The sequence below is a fragment of the [Mannheimia] succiniciproducens MBEL55E genome (genome assembly GCF_000007745.1).
Classification (GTDB): domain Bacteria; phylum Pseudomonadota; class Gammaproteobacteria; order Enterobacterales; family Pasteurellaceae; genus Basfia; species Basfia succiniciproducens.
In genome coordinates this window covers 534,971-554,851 of sequence record NC_006300.1, presented here as the reverse complement: position 1 = coordinate 554,851, position 19,881 = coordinate 534,971, and the positions used below count along the sequence as shown (strand labels likewise).

The 19,881-nt window shown below is 42.9% G+C and carries 13 protein-coding genes; 6 read left to right on the top strand and 7 right to left on the bottom strand.

Going from position 1 to position 19,881, the window contains the following annotated elements; genetic code table 11:
* Positions 1-81 precede the first annotated feature (81 nt).
* The 4 genes from MS_RS02745 to uvrA form a co-directional block, all read right to left on the bottom strand.
* Complete coding sequence (locus MS_RS02745; protein ID WP_011199769.1) at positions 82-1,134, bottom strand: rod shape-determining protein; 1,053 nt, start codon at positions 1,132-1,134, stop codon at positions 82-84.
* 224 nt (positions 1,135-1,358) lie between these two features.
* On the bottom strand, positions 1,359-3,833 hold the full coding sequence (gene torA, locus MS_RS02740) for a trimethylamine-N-oxide reductase TorA (RefSeq protein ID WP_011199767.1): 2,475 nt from the start codon (positions 3,831-3,833) through the stop codon (positions 1,359-1,361).
* Positions 3,834-3,860: 27 nt separating this feature from the next.
* Positions 3,861-4,961 (bottom strand): NapC/NirT family cytochrome c, encoded by a 1,101-nt coding sequence (locus MS_RS02735; RefSeq protein ID WP_011199766.1) that lies wholly within the window; start codon positions 4,959-4,961, stop codon positions 3,861-3,863.
* Positions 4,962-5,195: 234 nt separating this feature from the next.
* Entirely contained in the window at positions 5,196-8,027 is a 2,832-nt protein-coding gene (gene uvrA, locus MS_RS02730) for an excinuclease ABC subunit UvrA (protein WP_011199765.1), read from the bottom strand.
* Between the two features lie 151 nt (positions 8,028-8,178).
* Between uvrA and MS_RS02725 the strand changes: the two genes are divergently transcribed.
* The 5 genes from MS_RS02725 to MS_RS02705 all read left to right on the top strand — a co-directional run bounded on the left by MS_RS02725 (position 8,179) and on the right by MS_RS02705 (position 12,785).
* Positions 8,179-8,664, top strand: coding sequence for a single-stranded DNA-binding protein (locus MS_RS02725; RefSeq protein WP_011199764.1), 486 nt, complete (start codon positions 8,179-8,181; stop codon positions 8,662-8,664).
* A 230-nt stretch (positions 8,665-8,894) separates the two neighbouring features.
* The gene (locus MS_RS02720; RefSeq protein ID WP_041639569.1) at positions 8,895-9,968 is read left to right on the top strand and encodes an ABC transporter ATP-binding protein; all 1,074 of its coding nucleotides are present in this window, start codon (positions 8,895-8,897) and stop codon (positions 9,966-9,968) included.
* Positions 9,965-10,834, top strand: a complete 870-nt coding sequence (locus tag MS_RS02715) for an ABC transporter permease (protein WP_011199761.1) — start codon at positions 9,965-9,967, stop codon at positions 10,832-10,834. The genes MS_RS02720 and MS_RS02715 overlap by 4 nt, the downstream gene beginning before the upstream one ends.
* Entirely contained in the window at positions 10,831-11,679 is an 849-nt protein-coding gene (locus MS_RS02710) for an ABC transporter permease (protein WP_011199760.1), read from the top strand. Before MS_RS02715 ends, MS_RS02710 begins: the two co-directional genes overlap by 4 nt.
* 23 nt (positions 11,680-11,702) lie before the next feature.
* Entirely contained in the window at positions 11,703-12,785 is a 1,083-nt protein-coding gene (locus tag MS_RS02705) for an extracellular solute-binding protein (protein ID WP_011199759.1), read from the top strand.
* A gap of 99 nt (positions 12,786-12,884) precedes the next feature.
* On the opposite strand, the gene rarD is transcribed toward MS_RS02705, so the two are convergent.
* Positions 12,885-13,775 carry an EamA family transporter RarD gene (gene rarD, locus MS_RS02700; RefSeq protein WP_041639568.1) on the bottom strand — a complete coding sequence of 297 codons (891 nt, stop codon included), beginning with the start codon at positions 13,773-13,775 and terminating at the stop codon, positions 12,885-12,887.
* Positions 13,776-13,844: 69 nt separating this feature from the next.
* A complete protein-coding gene (locus tag MS_RS02695; protein ID WP_041639566.1) occupies positions 13,845-14,624 on the bottom strand; it encodes an MmcQ/YjbR family DNA-binding protein in 780 nt (259 codons plus the stop codon).
* A 296-nt stretch (positions 14,625-14,920) separates the two neighbouring features.
* Here MS_RS02695 and MS_RS02690 point away from each other — a divergent pair, with 296 nt between their 5' ends.
* Positions 14,921-16,228 (top strand): nucleobase:cation symporter-2 family protein, encoded by a 1,308-nt coding sequence (locus MS_RS02690; protein ID WP_011199754.1) that lies wholly within the window; start codon positions 14,921-14,923, stop codon positions 16,226-16,228.
* Positions 16,229-16,395: 167 nt separating this feature from the next.
* Here the strand turns inward: MS_RS02690 and dnaE are convergent, their stop codons facing one another.
* Complete coding sequence (dnaE, locus tag MS_RS02685) at positions 16,396-19,875, bottom strand: DNA polymerase III subunit alpha (RefSeq protein ID WP_011199753.1); 3,480 nt, start codon at positions 19,873-19,875, stop codon at positions 16,396-16,398.
* Positions 19,876-19,881: the final 6 nt, after the last annotated feature.

The following is a 19,881-nucleotide window of genomic DNA, read 5'->3' as shown; positions in this document are numbered from 1 at the left end:
TATACCAATTACTAAATCAAAAGTGCGGTGAAAATTACCGCACTTTTTTTTACTTAATTATCATGAGGTTATTAATTAAGATTAATCTTCACTAAAGATATCGCCGCCATGTTTATCGATCATTTCCAAGGCTTCGCCGCCACCGCGAGCAACACAAGTTAGCGGGTCTTCGGCAACCACTACCGGTACGCCCGATTCTTTAGAAAGCAATACATCAATATTGCGTAATAATGCGCCGCCGCCGGTAAGAACCATACCACGTTCATAAATATCCGCCGCATGTTCAGGTTTACATTCTTCAAGCGCAGTTCGCATTGCCGTAACAATGCCGTCAAGCGGTTGCTGAATAGCTTCCAACACATCATGAGAAGTTAAACGAAACGCACGAGGCGCCCCTTCGGCCAGATTACTGCCATAAACTTCAAGTTCTTTTACTTCGCTTTCATCCTGAATATAAGCGGTACCGATTTCTTGTTTGATATGTTCTGCTGTCGCTTCGCCGATAATAGAACCGAAAGTACGGCGAACATAAGCGATAATCGCTTCATCAAAACGGTCACCACCGATACGGACTGATGAAGAATAAGCCACACCGTTTAAAGCAATTACCGCAATTTCAGTGGTACCGCCGCCGATGTCAATAACCATCGAACCCGTTGGGGTTGAAACAGGTAATTTCGCACCGATTGCCGCAGCCATCGGCTCTTCAATTAAATATACTTCGCGAGCACCCGCACCGATTGCCGATTCTTTAATCGCGCGGCGTTCAACCTGAGTTGCGCCTGCAGGCACACAAATTAAGACGCGAGGGCTAGGACGCAAGAAATTGCCGCTATGTACTTGTTTGATAAAATGCTGCAACATTTTTTCGGTTACGAAAAAATCGGCAATTACGCCGTCTTTCATCGGGCGAATGGCATCAATGTTGTTCGAAGTACGACCAAGCATCATTTTGGCATCTTTACCCACCGCAATGATACTTTTTAATGAGCCTACGCGATCCTTACGAATTGCCACCACTGAAGGTTCATCAAGTACAATACCCTGACCTTTCACATAAATTAAGGTGTTTGCCGTACCTAAATCGATAGATAAGTCGTTGGAAAATAAACCACGAATTTTTTTAAATAACATACGAATTCCGTTAATAAATTAAAAATGGTTAAAACTCTATATGGAGTTTGCAAAAAATTGTGCTAAATGTATCAAAAAATCCGTTTTTTTGACAGTGAATTTTACAGAAATTTCAAATAAAGCGGAATAATTAAAAGAAAAATCCCAATCTATCAAAATATTAGACTGGGATTTTATGTCATTCGTTAAATCAAATCAGACCGAGATAAAAAGTGCGGTCAATTTTAAGCGATTTTTGGTTGCTTAAATACGGTGACTTCGGGCACTTCTCCCGTATATTTTTCAACTTGCACAATACAGGTATTCGGCGAATTGCCTTGTGCCAGTTTTGATGTTCCTTCATCTCGAGTTAACACATTGACACAACCGTTTTTGCATAAAGGTCGCTCTGTTTGTCCGAGATCCAGCGGATCATACCAAGCGCCTTCATGAATTGCTACAGTGCCTTTAATCACCCCGTCAGTCACCACCGCACCGGTTAAAACCTGACCGCGTTTATTAAATACCCGGACAATATCGCCGTTTGCAATACCGCGCGCCGCCGCATCATCCTTATGAATCAGTACGGGTTCGCGATCTTTCACCGCATATTTTTCCCGTAATGAGGTATGGGCAAGCTGGCTATGTAAACGATAATAAGGATGAGGCGTTACCAACGCTAAAGGTTCTTCTGCAGTTACATTGCCGGCAAATTCTTCCGGTTCCATCCAACTCGGATAGCCTTTGCAGTCGTCGTAATTCATCTTAGCAATCGTGTTTGAATAAATTTCAATTTTACCGGAAGGCGTTCCCAACGGATTTAACAGCGGATCTTCGCGGAATTCGGCATAACGCACCCATTTTTTCGCACTATCCGTCGGATTAAAGGTAATAGGTTTGTTTTCATTCCAGAAATCATCGAATTTAGGCATTAATACTCGATTTGCCCGGGCGGCATTAAACGCCGTTTCATAGAAACCTTTCAACCATTGCATTTCAGTTTTGCCTTCGGTGAACTGTTCTTCAACGCCCGCACGTTTGGCAAGTTCGGCAAAAATATCATAGTCGCTTTTTGCTTCGAATTGAGGTTCCACCACTTGTTTCATCGGAAAAATATTCATCATTGAATAATCGCCGGACATAGTTAAGTCATTGCGTTCATAGCTGGTCGTTGCCGGAAGAACGATATCCGCCATACGCGCCGTCGGTGTCCAATTCACTTCATTAACAATAATAGTTTCCGGTTTTTGCCAGGCTTTTACCATGGTGTTGGTATCCTGATGATGAACAAACGGATTACCGCCCGCCCAATAAATTAATTTAATATCCGGATAGGTAACTTCCGTGCCGTTATATTGAATGGTTTTACCCGGGTTTAATAACGCATCGGAAATACGGGCTAACGGGAAGGAGAATTTAGATACGTCGTCCAACCAGGTTTTCGCGCCGGCCTGGGTTGAGGGATTTGCCGTAATAGAACCTAAAATACCGCCTCTTGCCGTTGGCACACCGCCGTTTGAGTAATGATAACTCAACCCGAATCCGCCGCCCGGTAAGCCGATTTGACCAAGCATTGAAGCCAGTGTCACCATCATCCAGTGGGATTGTTCGCCGTGGCGTTGACGTTGCATACCCCAACCGCCCATTAACATTGTTCGTTTCGCAGAAAAATCCGCAGCTAATTGTTTGATAGTTTGTGCCGGCACACCGCAAATTTTTTCCGCCCATTCCGCAGTTTTAGGTTGATTATCAATTTTACCTAACAAATATTCTTCGAATTTATCATAGCCGGTAGTATAGTTTTTCAAGAATTCTTTATCATGTTTATTCTCGTTAACTAAAGTATGAGCGATACCTAACATTAACGGCACATCCGTTCCCGTGTTTATAGGAATCCATTCAGCACCTAAATATTCGCAACTTTCGCTGCGAACCGGGTCGATACAAATAATACGTTTACCCGTTTCTTTGAATTTTTTAAAATATTCAAGACCTTTCTGATCCGTTGAAGTCCAGGCAATACGCATCGTCGCTAACGGATTGGCGCCCCATAAAACAATCGTATCGGAACTTTCAAGAATCACTTCCCAGCTGGTTTGTTGTTCGTAAACTTCAATGGTACCCAATACGTGCGGCATAATCACTTGAGCCGCTCCGGTTGAATAATCGCCTTTTGTGCCGACAAAACCGCCGGTAATATTCATATAGCGGTGCAGTAAAGTACGGGCGGCATGCAAAGCGCCCGAACTATACCAACCGTAGGATCCGGCAAAAATACCTGAAGCGCCGTAAGTTTCCCGCACACGTTTCATTTCTTTTGCAACAAGATCAAACGCCTGCTCCCACGAAATACGAACCCACGTATCATGACCGCGCAAACTACGATCTTGGTTGCCGTCAAGATAACCTTTACGAACCATCGGATATTTAACCCGAGCTTCACTGTAAAGTTGATCGGCAACCACAGACTGTAATTCGTTTTCAATCGGTGCCGCAATAGCCGGTCCTGATTTCACTACTTTGCCATTTTCAACCACCACACCTAAAGGCCCCCAATGGGCTGCGGTAACTACTGTTTTTGAGTTTGTTTCCGCCGCATTAGCGGTAACTGACAATAAACCTGTTATGCCGCCGGTAGTTGCGGTTGCCATAGAAGCACCGGCAAATCCCAAGGATGAACTTTTTAAAAAGTTACGACGACTGTTATTTACTTTTTTCATATTTATTCCCCTGTTAGGTCATAAAAGTTAGTGCATATCTTTTGCATGACGTTGCAAGTAGATAGTAAGCGCTCTTACTTCATTCGCCGTCATGGACGTACGATCTTTCATTGAATTGACTACCCCAATCCATTGGTTGGCCGTGTAATGATCCGCTCCAATCGCCGCATGGCAACCGCTGCAATGAGTTTGGTTTAAATTATGGCCGTATTGATTTAAAGATTCTAAGTTAGAAGTAACCGCACTTTTCGGTACGCTAACGTTAATGTTTACTTTTTTCCAATCCGAATCGGTCACTTCATCATGAACGGTGTTAACTACATTTACATGAGTTTTAGCTTCCTCATTTAATACCGCAACATTAATACGCTTACCTAACTCCTTATAAATTAAGCTTTCGGCTCCCGTTTGTTGCCAACCTTCAATAGTACCGATAAAGTTATTGTCTTCTTCTTTCCAGTTTGCCAATTCGGCATAAGGCAATAAACGCGCCTCACCGCCGTCAATCAGCGTTGCCGTTGAAACATTGGAAGCATACAAAGGCTGATTATCGACAATTTGCACCGCTTGTGGCGGTACATTTTCCTGAACGGAAGCAACCGCATGTGTCTCCGGCATAAAATGAACCAGCCCTTTATGACAATCAATACAGGTTTGATTGGTTTCTTTTGCGAGTTTATGCATTTTTTGCGCGGAATCCGATTGTTCCGAAACAATCATGGCATCTTCATTATGACAAGAACGGCAGGTAGCGGAATCATTCGCTTTCATTTCATCCCAAACCCGTTGAGCCAGTTCTCCGCGCTGTTCTTCGAACGTAGCCCGGTCAGGGATTTTATTAGTCAAAGTGAACCATACATCTTTTAACGCAATAACTTTAGCTTTGACGTAATCAATGCCGTCATGAGGAATATGACAATCTGCGCATTCCGCTCTTATTCCTTTTGTATTGGAAAAATGACCGGATGCTTTCCATTCTTCGGCAGGATATTCCATTGAATGGCAGCTTACGCAAAATTCCGTAGAACTGGTCGCCTTCATGACATATTGACTGCCCAATAACAATAAAGCACCAATCACCAGCAAAACAGCCGCAGCCCACATTGAAATTTTTTTGCGTTTCGACATTTCCTTATCCCACCTCTTTAAAAAGATATAAAAATTAACTACTTATAGTTACCTATAATGAGGGGAAGTATAATTAAAAGAAATAAAGAGGGCAATATAAGCGAGGGGATAAAAATTGCTGAATGGATTAACTAATACGATTAATTTTGATTTTTGTGAGCTACATCAAAATAAAAAAATAGAATAAAAAAGACCGCACTTTTAATTATAAATTGAAAAGTGCGGTCAAAAATTTTATTTTTTCGCTAAAATCGGTTTTAAGAATCGCCCCGTATGGGAAAGCGGATTTTGCGCCACTTCTTCCGGCGTACCGGTTGCGATAATTTCACCGCCGCCACTACCGCCTTCAGGCCCTAAATCCACAATCCAGTCGGCGGTTTTAATAACATCAAGATTATGCTCGATAACCACAATGGTATTGCCTTGATTTCGTAAACGATGCAATACTTCAAGCAACTGTTTAATATCGGCAAAATGTAAACCGGTTGTCGGCTCGTCAAGAATATAAAGGGTTTTCCCCGTATCCCGTTTCGATAATTCCGTCGCCAGCTTGACACGTTGCGCTTCGCCGCCGGAAAGGGTTGTTGAAGACTGTCCTAAACGAATATAGGACAAACCCACATCAATCAACGTTTGTAGTTTACGGGCAATCATCGGAACAACATCAAAAAATTCCCGCGCCTCTTCCACCGTCATATCCAGCACCTGATGAATGGTTTTACCTTTGTAACGGATTTCCAGCGTTTCACGATTATAACGCTTGCCTTTACATTGATCACAAGGCACATAAACATCAGGCAAGAAATGCATTTCAACTTTTAACACACCGTCACCCTGGCAGGCCTCGCAACGCCCGCCGCGTACATTAAAGCTAAATCGTCCGGGGTTATAACCGCGGGCACGCGACTCCGGTACGCCGGCAAATAATTCGCGAATCGGCGTGAATAGCCCGGTGTAAGTCGCCGGATTCGAACGAGGTGTCCGCCCGATCGGGCTTTGGTCAATATTAATGACTTTATCGAAAAACTCTAACCCTTCAATGGATTTGTAAGGCGCATATTCAATATTATCGGCACGATTTAACACATTTTGCGCAATCGGGAATAAAGTATCGTTGATCAGGGTCGATTTTCCCGAACCCGACACCCCGGTAATACAGGTAAACAAACCGACCGGAAGGGCTAAATTCACATTTTTAAGGTTGTTGCCCGCAGCGCCGTTTAAATGCAGAAATTTCTTTTTATCAACTGCGGTACGTTTTTGCGGAATTTCGATCTCTTCCTCACCGGATAAAAATTTACCGGTAATAGAATTCGGATTTTGCATAATCTGTTCCGCCGTTCCTTCGGCAATCACATTTCCGCCGTGAACGCCCGCACCCGGTCCGATATCAATAATATGATCCGCCAGTCGGATTGCATCTTCATCATGTTCCACGACGATAACCGTATTACCTAAATTTCTTAAATGAATCAATGTATTAAGTAACCGTTCATTATCGCGCTGATGCAACCCGATAGAGGGTTCGTCCAGCACGTACATTACGCCCACCAGCCCGGCGCCGATTTGGCTGGCAAGGCGAATACGTTGTGCCTCACCGCCGGATAAGGTTTCCGCCGAACGGGAAAGGGAAAGGTAATTCAATCCCACGTTCACCAAGAAGGATAACCGTTCTTTAATTTCCTTTAAAATTTTCTCTGCAATCTGTGCTTTTTGCCCCGCTAATGCCAGTTTTTCAAAAAACGAATAGGCTTCGCCGATACTCATTTCAGAAATATCCGGCAAATTTGTTTGCCCGATATACACATGCCGGGCTTCAGGGCGCAGACGGGAACCGCCACAGTCGGAACAAGGGCGGTTACTAATGTTTTTTGCTAGTTCTTCACGCACCGACATTGACTCCGTCTCTTTATAACGACGAGCCATATTATTTAGAATACCTTCAAACGGATGACGACGAACGACGACGTCACCACGATCATTCATATATTTAAATTCGATTTCCTCTTTGCCGGAACCGTTCATGATGACCTGTTGAATATTTTTTTGTAATTCCTCATAAGGCGCCTCAATATCAAAATGATAATGTTCGGCAAGGGAGGTCAGCATTTGATAATAATAGAAATTACGGCGATCCCAACCTTTTACCGCACCTCCGGCAAGAGAAACCGCAGGATTTTGAACCACCCGTTTTTCATCAAAATATTGTTGCACGCCTAAACCGTCACAAGTCGGACAAGCGCCGGCAGGGTTATTGAAAGAAAATAAACGAGGTTCGAGTTCCGGCACGGAATATCCGCAGTGGGGGCAGGCGAAATTGGCGGAAAACACTAATTCTTCGGCTTTTGCATCTTCCATATCGGCGACAACCGCCGTACCGCCGGAAAGTTCGAGTGCGGTTTCAAAAGATTCCGCCAGACGCGTCGCCAAATCGGCGCGTACTTTAAAACGATCCACCACCACTTCGATAGTATGCTTTTTCTGTAATTCCAATTTCGGCGGATCGGATAAATCACAAATCTCGCCGTCAATGCGGGCTCGAATATAACCTTGTGCGGCAATGTGTTCCAGAATTTTGACATGTTCCCCTTTACGGGCTTTTACCACCGGCGCAAGCAACATCATTTTACGGCCTTCCGGTAATGTCAGCACTTTATCCACCATTTGGGAAATAGTCTGCGCAGTTAACGCCAAATTATGCGTCGGGCAACGCGGCTCACCCACCCGGGCAAACAACAAACGCAGATAATCATGAATTTCAGTGATGGTTCCTACTGTTGAACGAGGATTATGGGAAGTGGATTTCTGTTCAATAGAAATCGCAGGCGACAAGCCCTCAATATGATCCACGTCCGGTTTTTCCATTAAGGATAAAAATTGACGGGCATAAGCGGAAAGCGATTCCACGTAACGGCGCTGCCCTTCTGCGTAAAGAGTATCAAAAGCAAGAGAGGATTTACCCGAACCGGAAAGCCCCGTGATTACAATTAATTTATCGCGAGGAATAATCAAATTGATATTTTTAAGATTATGTGTTCTCGCCCCACGAATATCTATAACGTCCATAACATCCTAAATTTAAGCCAAAATTTTTCAAAATTGCGAGCATTATCGCATATTTTATAAACTGTGAAAATATCCAGTTAAATTTTATGGATTTTTTCTCGGTTTTCGGGCAAAATAAGACAAATTTTTAAAATAAAACATAGAGGAAATTATGGCAGGAATTAATAAAGTCATTATCGTCGGACACTTAGGTAATGATCCGGAAATTCGCACCATGCCCAATGGTGAAGCGGTTGCCAATATCAGTGTTGCAACCAGTGAAAGCTGGACGGATAAAAACACCGGCGAACGTCGCGAAGTAACGGAATGGCACCGTATCGTATTTTATCGTCGTCAGGCGGAAGTGGCCGGCGAATATTTACGTAAAGGTTCGCAGGTTTATGTGGAAGGTCGTTTACGTACCCGGAAATGGCAGGATCAGAACGGTCAGGATCGTTACACTACGGAAATTCAAGGCGACGTACTGCAAATGTTAGGCGGTCGCGGTCAAACTGCCGATGCGGGCTTCGCCGCACCACAGCCAAACCAATCATTCTCAAGACCTCAAGCGAGTGCAGCTCGTCAACAACCTGCAACCCGTCCGGCGCCGGCAGCGGAACCCGCAATGGATAACTTTGATGATGATATTCCGTTTTAAGGACTTATATGCAAAAACCCGGTTTTGCCGGGTTTTTTAGTCCCTGTTTCTCAGCATAAATTAAATTATATTATATAGATTATTTCTGTCTAAATTTTAACCTCACCTTCCTCAACTTTGTGAGAAAAATCACAGTTTTAAACTTACCCTTCCCTTGTATATTGACTTTTTCCGGTTCCGAGCGTAATCCTTACTTAAAATAGAGTAAAAGATGTATGGAGCAAACTGACATGGCAAAACTAGAAATAAAGAATATTACTAAAAAATTTGGTGATTTTTATGCTGCAAATAATATCAGCTTTACGGCTGAAGAAGGCGAATTTGTTACCTTGTTGGGTCCAAGCGGTTGCGGGAAAACATCTTTACTCAAACTGATTGCGGGGTTTCATATTGCGGACGAAGGTGAAATTCTAATCGGCGGTAAAAATGTCAATGAAATCCCGCCGGAAAAGCGTAATACAGCAATGTGTTTTCAATCCTACGCTCTTTTCCCGCACTTAAACGTTTCGCACAATATTTGTTATGGTCTGAAGCAACGTAAAATTGATATTAATGAACAAAAACAACGGCTTGATTTAGCGATCAAACAAATGGATTTAGAAATCCATCGTCTTAAATTACCGAATGAATTGTCCGGCGGTCAGCAACAACGGGTGGCGTTAGCCCGGGCAATGGTAACCCGCCCCGATGTTATTTTATTTGATGAACCGCTTTCGAATTTAGACGCAAAATTACGTGAAAGCGTAAGATTTGAGATTAAACAACTTTCCAAACAATATAATCTGACCAGTATTTATGTGACCCATGATCAGGCCGAAGCCTTATCAATGTCGGATAAAATCATCGTACTGAATAAAGGAAAAATTGAGCAAATCGGTTCGCCGCAAGAAATTTATCATCATCCGATTAACCGTTTTGTCGCCGATTTTATTGGCATTGCCAATATTACCGAGGCGCATGTAAAAGAAATGGAAAACAACCTTTATGAGGTAAATTCCATTTATGGTAATTTCACTGTTTATTCGGAAATAAAACCTCAGTCTGATCATATTTATATTTGCTTCCGCCCTGAAGATATTGAAATCGTGCCGGCTTCGGAAAATAAAGAAAATATGTTGACGGTTGATGTTACTCATACCGCTTTCATGGGTAATATTACAGAAATTCAAGCGCTCATACGCAAGGATGATAAAGAACAAAAACTGCGCTTACAATTAACAAAATTCCCTCAATTAACAGAAAATTATCAACTGTCGTTCTGCGTTCCGCGTGATGCAATTAAATTTTTGGAGTCTGTAAAATGAAAGGGATAAAAAAAGATTTAAAAGCATGGTTATTATTATGCAGCGGTTTAGGTACGATTCTGTTTCTTATGGGGTCGACCTTTTACATTGTCGTCACTCAAAGCCTCGGTTTATATAATATAAGCGGTGAAGACAGCCGTTTCACCTTGCAATATTGGCATGATGTGCTAACTAATTCGGTCTTTCAGAGCTCCTATATTTATTCGGTTAAAGTCTCATTATTAGGCGCAATTCTTTCTATTATTGTTTCTTACCCGATAGCTATGTGGTTACGCAACGAATTACCGGCAAAAGTCACTATCATTACTATCCTGCGCGCTCCAATGTTAGTCCCCGGATTAGTCGCCGCGTTTCTTTTTGTCAATATGATTTCTTACCACGGTATCTTAAATGAAACCATGGTATTTTTAGGTATTTGGCATGAACCCAAAACATTACAAAATGACGAATTCGGTTGGGGGGTCGTTATTCTGCAAATGTGGAAAAATATTCCTTTTGCTTTGATTTTAATTGGCGGAGCGGTCAACTCACTGAAAACGGATCTATTGGATGCCGCAGCTAATTTAGGTTCAACCTCCTGGCAACGTTTCCGTTATGTTATTTTTCCACTGACTTTAACTGCGGTGCAGGTTTCCTTCATATTAATTTTTATCGGCGCATTAGGCGATTTTGCCTTTTACAGTATTGCAGGTCCCCGCAGTACTTATTCTTTAGCGCGCTTAATGCAAATGTCCGCTTATGAATTTGAAGAATGGAATCAAAGTGCCGTAATGGCGATGATGATTATGTTAACATCCGCTTTTTTCACAATATTAGTATCAATCATAATCAAACCGTTAGCGGTTAAACGGGGAGACATAAAATGAGTTCAGCTAAAATTACAACCAAAAACAGCAAAATAATTGCCCGGATTTCTCTTACTTTCTTCGTTTTAGTGAATTTTATTTGGCTGGTTTTACCGTTTTTAATGGCTGGGTTATGGTCTTTGGTTGATCCTAAACAGCCTTGGAGTTATCCGGATATTCTCCCACCGTCACTCTCGTTGGAACGCTGGCAAATGGTATGGGAAAACACTTCCTTGCCGGAAGCCATGTTTAATAGTTATACCATAGCACCGACGGTATCCTTGATTACTATTAGCCTGTCTATTCCTACGGCTTACGCTTTCGGGCGAATGGAATTCAGAGGGAAAAAAATTGCCGAATTACTCACCCTAATTCCATTGGTTATTCCCGGTATGATCATCGCATTATTTTTCAGCCGAATGCTATTGGATTTAAATATCAGTAACCCCTTCGTTGGTATTGTCATCGGGCATGTCGTATTAACCTTGCCTTATGCCATTCGTATTCTGTCCGCCGGTTTCTCCTCCGTACCGCAGGATCTGATAGAGGCCTCCCGAGATTTAGGCGCGTCAAAATTCACCGTTTTTAAAGACGTTTATATGCCGATGTTAAAACCGAGCTTCCTCGCCTCAATCATCTTTTGTCTGGTGAAAAGTATTGAAGAATTCGCTATCTCTTTTGTTATCGGTTCGCCTGACTTTATTACCGTGCCGACAATTTTATATTCGTTCTTAGGTTATTCGTTCATCAGACCGAATGCAGCCGTAGTCTCTATTATTTTATTGGTACCGAACATTATATTAATGATGATTATCGAAAAATTATTAAAAGGTAATTATTTATCTCAATCCACAGGAAAAGCATAATTAACACAAGCAAGGAGTAATCTATGCGAAACATATTACGAAAAGCCTTATCCCTCACCATTACGGCGCTCGCCGTAGCAAACTTTGCGCAAGCGGAAAATTTAACCGATAAATCTTGGCCTGATATTGAAGCTCAAGCTAAGAAAGAGGGCAAACTGACCGTCAGCGTATGGTATTTACAACCCCAATTCCGCGTATTCGTAAAAGAATTTGAAAAACAATACGGTATTCAGGTAAAAGTGCCTGAAGGTACTTTAGACGGCAATATCAATAAACTTATTGCTGAAAAAAATTTAGAAAAAGGGAAAATGGACGTTGTTGTACTCAGTGCGGATCGGGTTAGCAATGTGACAAATAACGGCGTATTGGCAAACATCAAACAGTTACCGAATTTCGGTAAATTAAATCATTTCTTACAAGGTGTGGATTTAGGTGAAACCGCCGTCGGTTACTGGGGAAATCAAACCGGTTTTGCATATGATCCGCTACGGATTACAGAAGATCAACTCCCTCAAAGCTGGCAAGACGTAGAAAATTATATCCAACAAAATCCTAAAAAATTCGGCTATTCCGACCCTAACGGCGGCAGTTCGGGAAATGCCTTTATCCAGCGCGCATTGGTTTATGTAAACGGTGAATATGATTATATGACACCTACGGTAGATGCGGCGCAAGTAGCCAACTGGAAAAAAACCTGGGAATGGTTTAATGCCCGTAAAAATGTCATGATTCGTACCGCCTCTAACGCCGATAGCCTGACCCGTTTAAATGACGGTGAGTTAGTTCTTGTTTCGGCCTGGCAGGATCACTTGTTCAGTTTACAAAAACAAGGCGCTATCACAACCCGTTTAAAATTCTATGTACCTCAATTCGGTATGCCGGGTGGCGGTAATGTTGCGACCATTGCCAAAAATGCACCTAATCCCGCTGCATCATTAGTATTTATTCATTGGCTTACTTCACCTGAAGTACAACAAAAATTAAGTCAGGAATTCGGCGTCCGACCTCTAGATAGCGAATCCGGTAAAAGAGATACCCTGTTCTTCTCTACCCCATGGAGAAAAGCAGAAATGGAAGCATTTACTAAAGAAGTTGTCTCCAGATAACAAATAAACTAAAAGTGCGGTCAAAAATTCGAAAATTTTTACCGCACTTTTATTGTAATCAGGCTTTACCAGATATAACAACGGGCGCTATTAGCGCCCCTATTTATTTTGCATTTTCTTTCTCATCGCCAACAAAAATATCGCAACGCCAATCCAAACCAAACTATATCCAATCAATCGGGTAATAGATAGCGCCTCACCGAAAAGCAGAGATCCGCAAAGAAACTGGAGAGTCGGCGAAATATATTGCAACATACCGAGTAATGACATCGAGATTTGTCTTGCCCCCATAGCAAACCAAAGCAATGGAATGGTAGTTGCTGCTCCAGAGCCTAATAATACGCCCAATTGCAATGAATTTAATTCGGAAAAAACCAGCGTGTTTTGGGTATAACAAAAGAATAAATAAGCTAATGCAAAAGGCGAAAGTAATAAAGTCTCTAAAGCTAACCCAGCTAAAGCCTCCATCGGCGCTAATTTACGGATTAAGGCATAAAATCCGAAACTACCGGCTAATAATAACGCCACCCAAGGAATCTGTCCTGCCGGAATTGCCAGCCAAAGAATACCGGCGGTAGCAAAGCATAGCGCCAGAAGCTGAGGCTTATTTAATCGTTCTTTAAAAACCAACCGCCCTAAAAAAACATTAAATAACGGATTGATAAAATAACCAAGGCTCGCATCAAGCACATGATGATTGGTAATCGCCCACAGATAAACTAACCAGTTAAGCGCAATTAAAAAAGAAGAAAGAAAAAAGATCGCCAGAATTTTAGGTTTGGTAAAGGCTCTCAAAACCGCTCTGCTCTGCTTAAAAATAATTAACAGAAAAACGGCAAATACTACCGACCATACAATCCGCTGCGCTAAAATTTGATCCGCAGGCATAGCGGAACTATTTAACGGATACCAATAAATCGGGAATGTTCCCCAAATTGCATAACAGGCAAAAGCATAGTGCCAACCTTTTAATTTTGCCGAAATCGACATAAACATTGTTCCTTAGAAGTCGAAATAAAAAGAAATCAAAATAAAATTCCGAAAATTTCTACCGCACTTTTAAACGCTTACCTCATCATTTGTCAAATTATCAATTTCCCGCTTTAAACTATAAGGCATATGGCGCGGACCTCTCACGGCCGAAACGCCGAATTGCGCCATTTTATCTCTGGTGAACAACTTTCTGTCATATTCTTTTAAACAACGAATTTTCATCACCCGCTTAATTTGTAATTCCTCATGCCGGTATTTGTACGGAATATTTACTTCCAGCACTAAACATTTATAACGAATTGCCGCCGTAGGTTCTGTCACATAAATATAAACGATATCGTCCACGTCCACATTATTACTTTGCTTCCAAAAAATTTCCTTGCCCTCATGCAGCTCATTCTCTACATCATAATATTTGGGGTTGGCAGGTACAATCCACTCTGAATAGCGCATAATACCCAATTTCTTTTTCACTTGTTTGGTCGCCGTCAAATCAAAACTGCCGTTCAGTAAAAAACAAACGGTTTCTTTATCCACTGAACCGTCTAAACGAATGGTTAGCCAATGCGATTTATTCATGTGGTAAGCAGGTAAAAAACCCTCTTGCGCTAAAAACAGACTCAGCATTTCAGGGCTGCACTTCACATTCATCACATTTATTTTTCCGCTGCCGGCAAGCCCTAACTTTTCTTTCTCCACATTCATAACAATGGCATACCATTTGCGATTATCCTGATGACGAAATACCGCAAAATCAGGATAACTTTTCCACAAATACTCCGCTTCCGAACCGTATTGGGTAAGCACATAATCAAAAATATGTCGTTTTAAATCTTGTTTTGCCATGTTATTTTTCCCGATTTTATTGATCTGCCTTTTTATACTACACCTAAAACTAATCTTCCTTAACATATTTTGTCGGTGCTACCCAATCCGCATCATCTTTGTCCTACTTGTACATTCCGAAAACAAAACCAAATCCCCATATATAAAATCGGACAGACTGCGCTATAACAAAAATTCGCTCAAATCCGACCGCACTTTTAATCTCAAATTTAACTAACGTACGAAATAAACGCAAACGTTTGCTTAAAGAAAATTTTCAAGTATAATTCGCCTACTTTTTTCTATGAGATTTAACTATGAACAATAATTTACTTTATTCGGTGGAAGACAAACCGCCCTTCGGTTTGAGTCTGTTACTTGCGGCGCAACATTTACTGGCGGCGCTCGGTGGTATTATTGCGGTGCCTTTGGTAATCGGTAACGTATTAAAATTGCCGACGGAAGATACCATTACGCTGGTTAACGCCGCGTTGTTAATTTCCGGTGTGGTGACAATTATTCAATGTCGCGGTATCGGACCTATCGGAATTCGTTTACCAAGCGTGATGGGAACAAGTTTTACCTTTGTTGCCGCCGCTTTAGCCATCGGTTTTAGCGAATACGGCGTTGCCGGCATTATGGGCGCCTCTCTGGTGGGTTCTCTGGTGATGATTATCGGCAGTTTCTTTATGCCCTATATTCGTAAACTTTTCCCGCCTGTCGTAACCGGTACTGTGGTAATGATGATCGGTTTGAGTTTAATTCCGGTTGCCGTTGACTGGTTTGCCGGCGGTCAGGTCGGTGATGAAAATTATGCAACACCGGAAAACCTGCTCATGGCGACATTTGTTTTAGTGATTGTGGTTACCCTTGTGCAATGGGGAAAAGGTATTTTCTCTGCGGCGGCGATCGTCATCGGTATGATGACCGGTTATGTGGTCGCGCTTTGTTTAGGTTGGGTAAGTTTTGACGGCGTGAATAACGCGCAAACTTTTGCCGTACCGCAACCGCTGCACTTCGGATTAGCCTTCCCGATTTCAGGTATTATCGGTATGTCTATCGCTTATTTGGTGACTATTGTCGAATCAAGCGGTAATTTCTTAGCCCTCGGTAACGCTACGCAAACGGAAATCACCGGCAAACATTTACGCGGCGGCGTGCTTTGCGACGGTTTAGGCTCCGCATTAGCGGCGATTATGTCCACTACTCCGTTCTCCTCGTTTTCACAAAATATCGGTGTAATCTCGTTAACCGGTGTGGCAAGCCGCCATGTGGTTGCATTAACCGGCGTACTACTGGCGTTAGCCGGTTTATTCCCGGTATTCGGGGCGTTAATCGTGTCTATTCCTTTACCTGTTTTAGGCGGCGCCGGGTTGATGATGTTTGCAATGATTATCGCGGCGGGGATTCAGATGTTAGATAATATCCCGCGAAGTAAACGCAACGGGCTGATTATCGCCATTTCCATCGGATGCGGCTTAGCGGTGACAACCCGTCCGGAATTGCTTGATAAATTACCGCACTTTTTCAAAGAAGTGTTAGGTTCGGGGATTACCGTAGGTTCGCTATTGGCGCTGATTCTGAACTTAATCCTGCCTGAAGATAAAATACCGGAAAACCATTAGTATTTCAGTTTTCAGACGACAGACCGTTTCATCGGAAGCCGTCTGAAAAAACAATTTATGCGGATAACAAATAAAATTTTCATATTTTATTCATTAATTATCCTTTTCTTTAGAGAAACCAGAAAAGTGCGGCCAAAAAAACGAAATTTTTGACCGCACTTTTTCCATTATTCAAATTCCAGTTCTACCGCACTTTCACCCAACATATTCACCAGCTCGCTTAATAGCTCGTCCGTCGGTTTGATATACCATTGAATGCCCAGTTTTAACAACGCTCTGCCTTGCGGACTTTGATAATACACATTAATCGGCATAGTACCGCCGCTATAAGGTTCAATCACGCTTTTAAACCGTTTGAGAAACTGCGGCGTAATTTGTTGCTGACTCAGACTAATGGCTAAACTCTTGGCATAACGACTGCGGGCTTCGTCTAAGGTCATTAAATCTCGTACCGACATACGTAAACCTTGAGTGAAATCATCAAAACTCACCTGACCGGACACCACAACGACACTGTCTTTTTGTAATTTCTCTCCGAATTTTTCTAACGCTTCGGCAAATAGCGTAATATCTAAGCGCCCGGAGCGGTCGTCAAGAGTGGCGATACCAAGTCGGTTACCTTTTTTCGTTACCGCAAAACGGGAAGCCACCACCAAGCCACTGGCGGTACTGACCTGCCCGCGAATATTCGGGACTAAATCCTTCAACCGATTCGGGCTGTAATGGGATAATTCTTTCAAATAACGGCTGATAGGATGGCTGCTCAAATATAAGCCCAGCGTTTCCCGCTCGCCGTCAAGAATTTGTTTTTCCGACCAGCGAGGCGTATTCGCATAAGCGATTTCCACCTCTTCCGGGCTTTCTGTCAATACGCCGAACATATCGGCTTGCCCCGCCGCTTCATCTTTTGCATGCTGATCCGAAGCTTTCAGCGCATCTTCCAGATTTTTGGAAAGGGCGGCGCGGTGCGGTCCTAATTTATCAAAAGCGCCGGACATAATCAGACTTTCAAAGGTACGGCGGTTAATTTTTTTCAAGTCGACGCGGGCACAGAGATCAAACAAATCTTTAAAAATCCCGCCTTTTTCACGAGCTGAAACAAGAGCTTCAATCGGACCTTCGCCCACGCCTTTAATCGCACCGATACCATAGACGATTTCACCGTGATCATTTACGCTGAAATGATGCTTGCCGGTGTTGATATCCGGCGGCGTAACGGTTAATCCCATGCGCAAACATTCGTCATATAACCCGACAATCTTATCGGTGTTATCCATTTCGGAAGTCATTACCGCCGCCATAAATTCCGCCGGATAATGGGTTTTCAGCCATAGGGTTTGATATGAAACCAAAGCGTAAGCCGCCGAGTGAGATTTATTAAAACCGTAACCGGCAAATTTTTCCACCAAGTCGAAAATCTTCATGGCAAGTTCGCCGTCAATGCCTTTTTCGATAGCGCCCTTTTCGAATACGGAACGTTGTTTTGCCATTTCTTCCGGTTTCTTCTTACCCATGGCACGGCGTAATAAGTCCGCCCCGCCCAGCGTATAGCCGGCCAGTTCCTGAGCGATTTGCATAACCTGTTCTTGATAAACGATAACGCCGTAGGTCGGCTCTAAAATCGGTTTCAAACATTCGTGCTGATATTGCGCATCAGGGTACGCCACTTCTTCACGTCCATGTTTACGGTCGATAAAATTTTGCACCATGCCGGATTCAAGCGGTCCCGGACGGAATAAAGCCACCAACGCGATAATATCCTCAAAACAGTCCGGCTGAAGACGTTTAATCAGGTCTTTCATACCGCGGGATTCCAACTGGAACACCGCCGTAGTTTCCGATTTCAGCAATAAATTGAAAGACTCGGGATCATCCAACGGAATATGGTTAATATCAATATGAGGCTTACCATCCCGATCCATACGGGCGTTAATCATATCCAGCGCCCATTTAATGATGGTAAGCGTACGTAAACCTAAAAAGTCGAATTTGACCAACCCTGCATATTCCACGTCATTTTTATCAAAATGGGTAACAGGATGTTTACCTTCACTATCGCAATAAAGAGGAGAGAAATCGGTAATTAAAGTCGGTGAAATCACCACTCCGCCGGCATGTTTACCGGCATTACGCGTGACCCCCTCCAGTTTGCGCGCCATATCAATCAGCGCTTTGACTTCTTCATCGCTATCGTAAATCTGCTGCAGTTGAGGTTCGGCATCAAAAGCTTTAGCTAAAGTCATACCCGGATCCGGCGGAATCAGTTTTGAAATACGATCCACAAAGCCGTAAGGATGCCCTAAGACCCGCCCTACATCTCGAATTACCGCTTTTGCCGCCATGGTACCAAAGGTGATAATTTGCGATACGGCGCCGCGTCCGTACATATCCGCCACATGTTCTATCACTTTATCGCGGTTATCCATACAGAAGTCCACGTCGAAGTCAGGCATAGAAACCCGTTCCGGATTTAGAAAACGTTCAAACAGCAAATCGAATTCAAGAGGATCCAAATCCGTAATTTTCAGTGCGTAAGCGACTAATGATCCCGCACCGGAACCGCGCCCCGGCCCTACCGGAATATTATTATCCTTCGACCACTGAATAAATTCCATTACGATTAAAAAGTAGCCGGGGAATCCCATCTGGTTAATCACGCCCAGTTCGGTATCTAAACGCTCGTCATAAGCGGGACGCTTTTCCTCACGTTCTTTTTCATCGGGGAATAGTACCTTTAAACGCTCTTCCAAGCCGTCTTTAGCGCGCTTGATCAAATAATCTTCGGTACTCAACTCGCCGGTTGGGAACTGAGGCAAGAAATATTCGCCCAAACGGATGGTCACGTTGCAACGCTGTGCAATCAATAAAGTATTTTCCAGAGCGGAAGGAATATCGGCAAAAAGCTCACACATTTCCTGTTCGGAACGGAAATATTGCCGGTCGCTATAAAGTTTCGGGCGTTTCGGATCATCTAGAGTAAAACCGTCGTGAATCGCTACCCTGATTTCATGGGCTTCAAAATCCTCCGATTTTAAAAATACTACGTCATTAGTGGCGACAACGGGTAAATTATGTTTTTCGGCCAACTTAAGGGCCGTTTTAATATATGTTTCTTCTTCGTTATGACCGGTGCGGCTGAGGCTTAGATAATAATGATCGGGGAAATATTTTTGATAAAAACCGACCGCACTTTCCACTTCATCGGCGGCACCGGTTTTTAATAATTTTTTGCCTACATCCCCTTTGCGACCGCCGGAAAGAACAATAATTCCTTCGTTATATTCCGCCAACCAATCCTGATCGATATAAGGCACATCCTCATAACCGCGTTGATAGGCTTTAGAAAGCAATAAGGTAATATTTTTATAGCCTGCATTATTTTTCGCCAATAAAGTCAATTCAAAATGCTCGTCACCGCAAAGATCGCTTTTCACCGACACATCGGCACCCATAATCGGCTTGATACCGGAACCTAACGCCTCACCGTAAAACTTCACTAAACCGCAGAAGTTAGTAAAATCCGTGAGCGCCATTGCCACCATATTTTCCTGCACACAGGTTTTCACCAAAGGTTTTACTTTGGCTATTCCGTCAATCATGGAAAAATCACTATGTACACGCAAATGGACAAAACGAGGTTCTGGCATGAAAAA

Coding starts and splice junctions, on each gene's coding strand:
- MS_RS02745 (WP_011199769.1), bottom strand. CDS start 1,134: ATGTTATTTAAAAAAATTCGTGGTTTATTTTCCAACGACTTATCTATC.
- MS_RS02695 (WP_041639566.1), bottom strand. CDS start 14,624: ATGGCAAAACAAGATTTAAAACGACATATTTTTGATTATGTGCTTACC.
- MS_RS02725 (WP_011199764.1), top strand. CDS start 8,179: ATGGCAGGAATTAATAAAGTCATTATCGTCGGACACTTAGGTAATGAT.
- MS_RS02710 (WP_011199760.1), top strand. CDS start 10,831: ATGAGTTCAGCTAAAATTACAACCAAAAACAGCAAAATAATTGCCCGG.
- rarD (WP_041639568.1), bottom strand. CDS start 13,775: ATGTCGATTTCGGCAAAATTAAAAGGTTGGCACTATGCTTTTGCCTGT.
- MS_RS02735 (WP_011199766.1), bottom strand. CDS start 4,961: ATGTCGAAACGCAAAAAAATTTCAATGTGGGCTGCGGCTGTTTTGCTG.
- uvrA (WP_011199765.1), bottom strand. CDS start 8,027: ATGGACGTTATAGATATTCGTGGGGCGAGAACACATAATCTTAAAAAT.
- MS_RS02715 (WP_011199761.1), top strand. CDS start 9,965: ATGAAAGGGATAAAAAAAGATTTAAAAGCATGGTTATTATTATGCAGC.
- MS_RS02690 (WP_011199754.1), top strand. CDS start 14,921: ATGAACAATAATTTACTTTATTCGGTGGAAGACAAACCGCCCTTCGGT.
- dnaE (WP_011199753.1), bottom strand. CDS start 19,875: ATGCCAGAACCTCGTTTTGTCCATTTGCGTGTACATAGTGATTTTTCC.
- torA (WP_011199767.1), bottom strand. CDS start 3,833: ATGAAAAAAGTAAATAACAGTCGTCGTAACTTTTTAAAAAGTTCATCC.
- MS_RS02705 (WP_011199759.1), top strand. CDS start 11,703: ATGCGAAACATATTACGAAAAGCCTTATCCCTCACCATTACGGCGCTC.
- MS_RS02720 (WP_041639569.1), top strand. CDS start 8,895: ATGGCAAAACTAGAAATAAAGAATATTACTAAAAAATTTGGTGATTTT.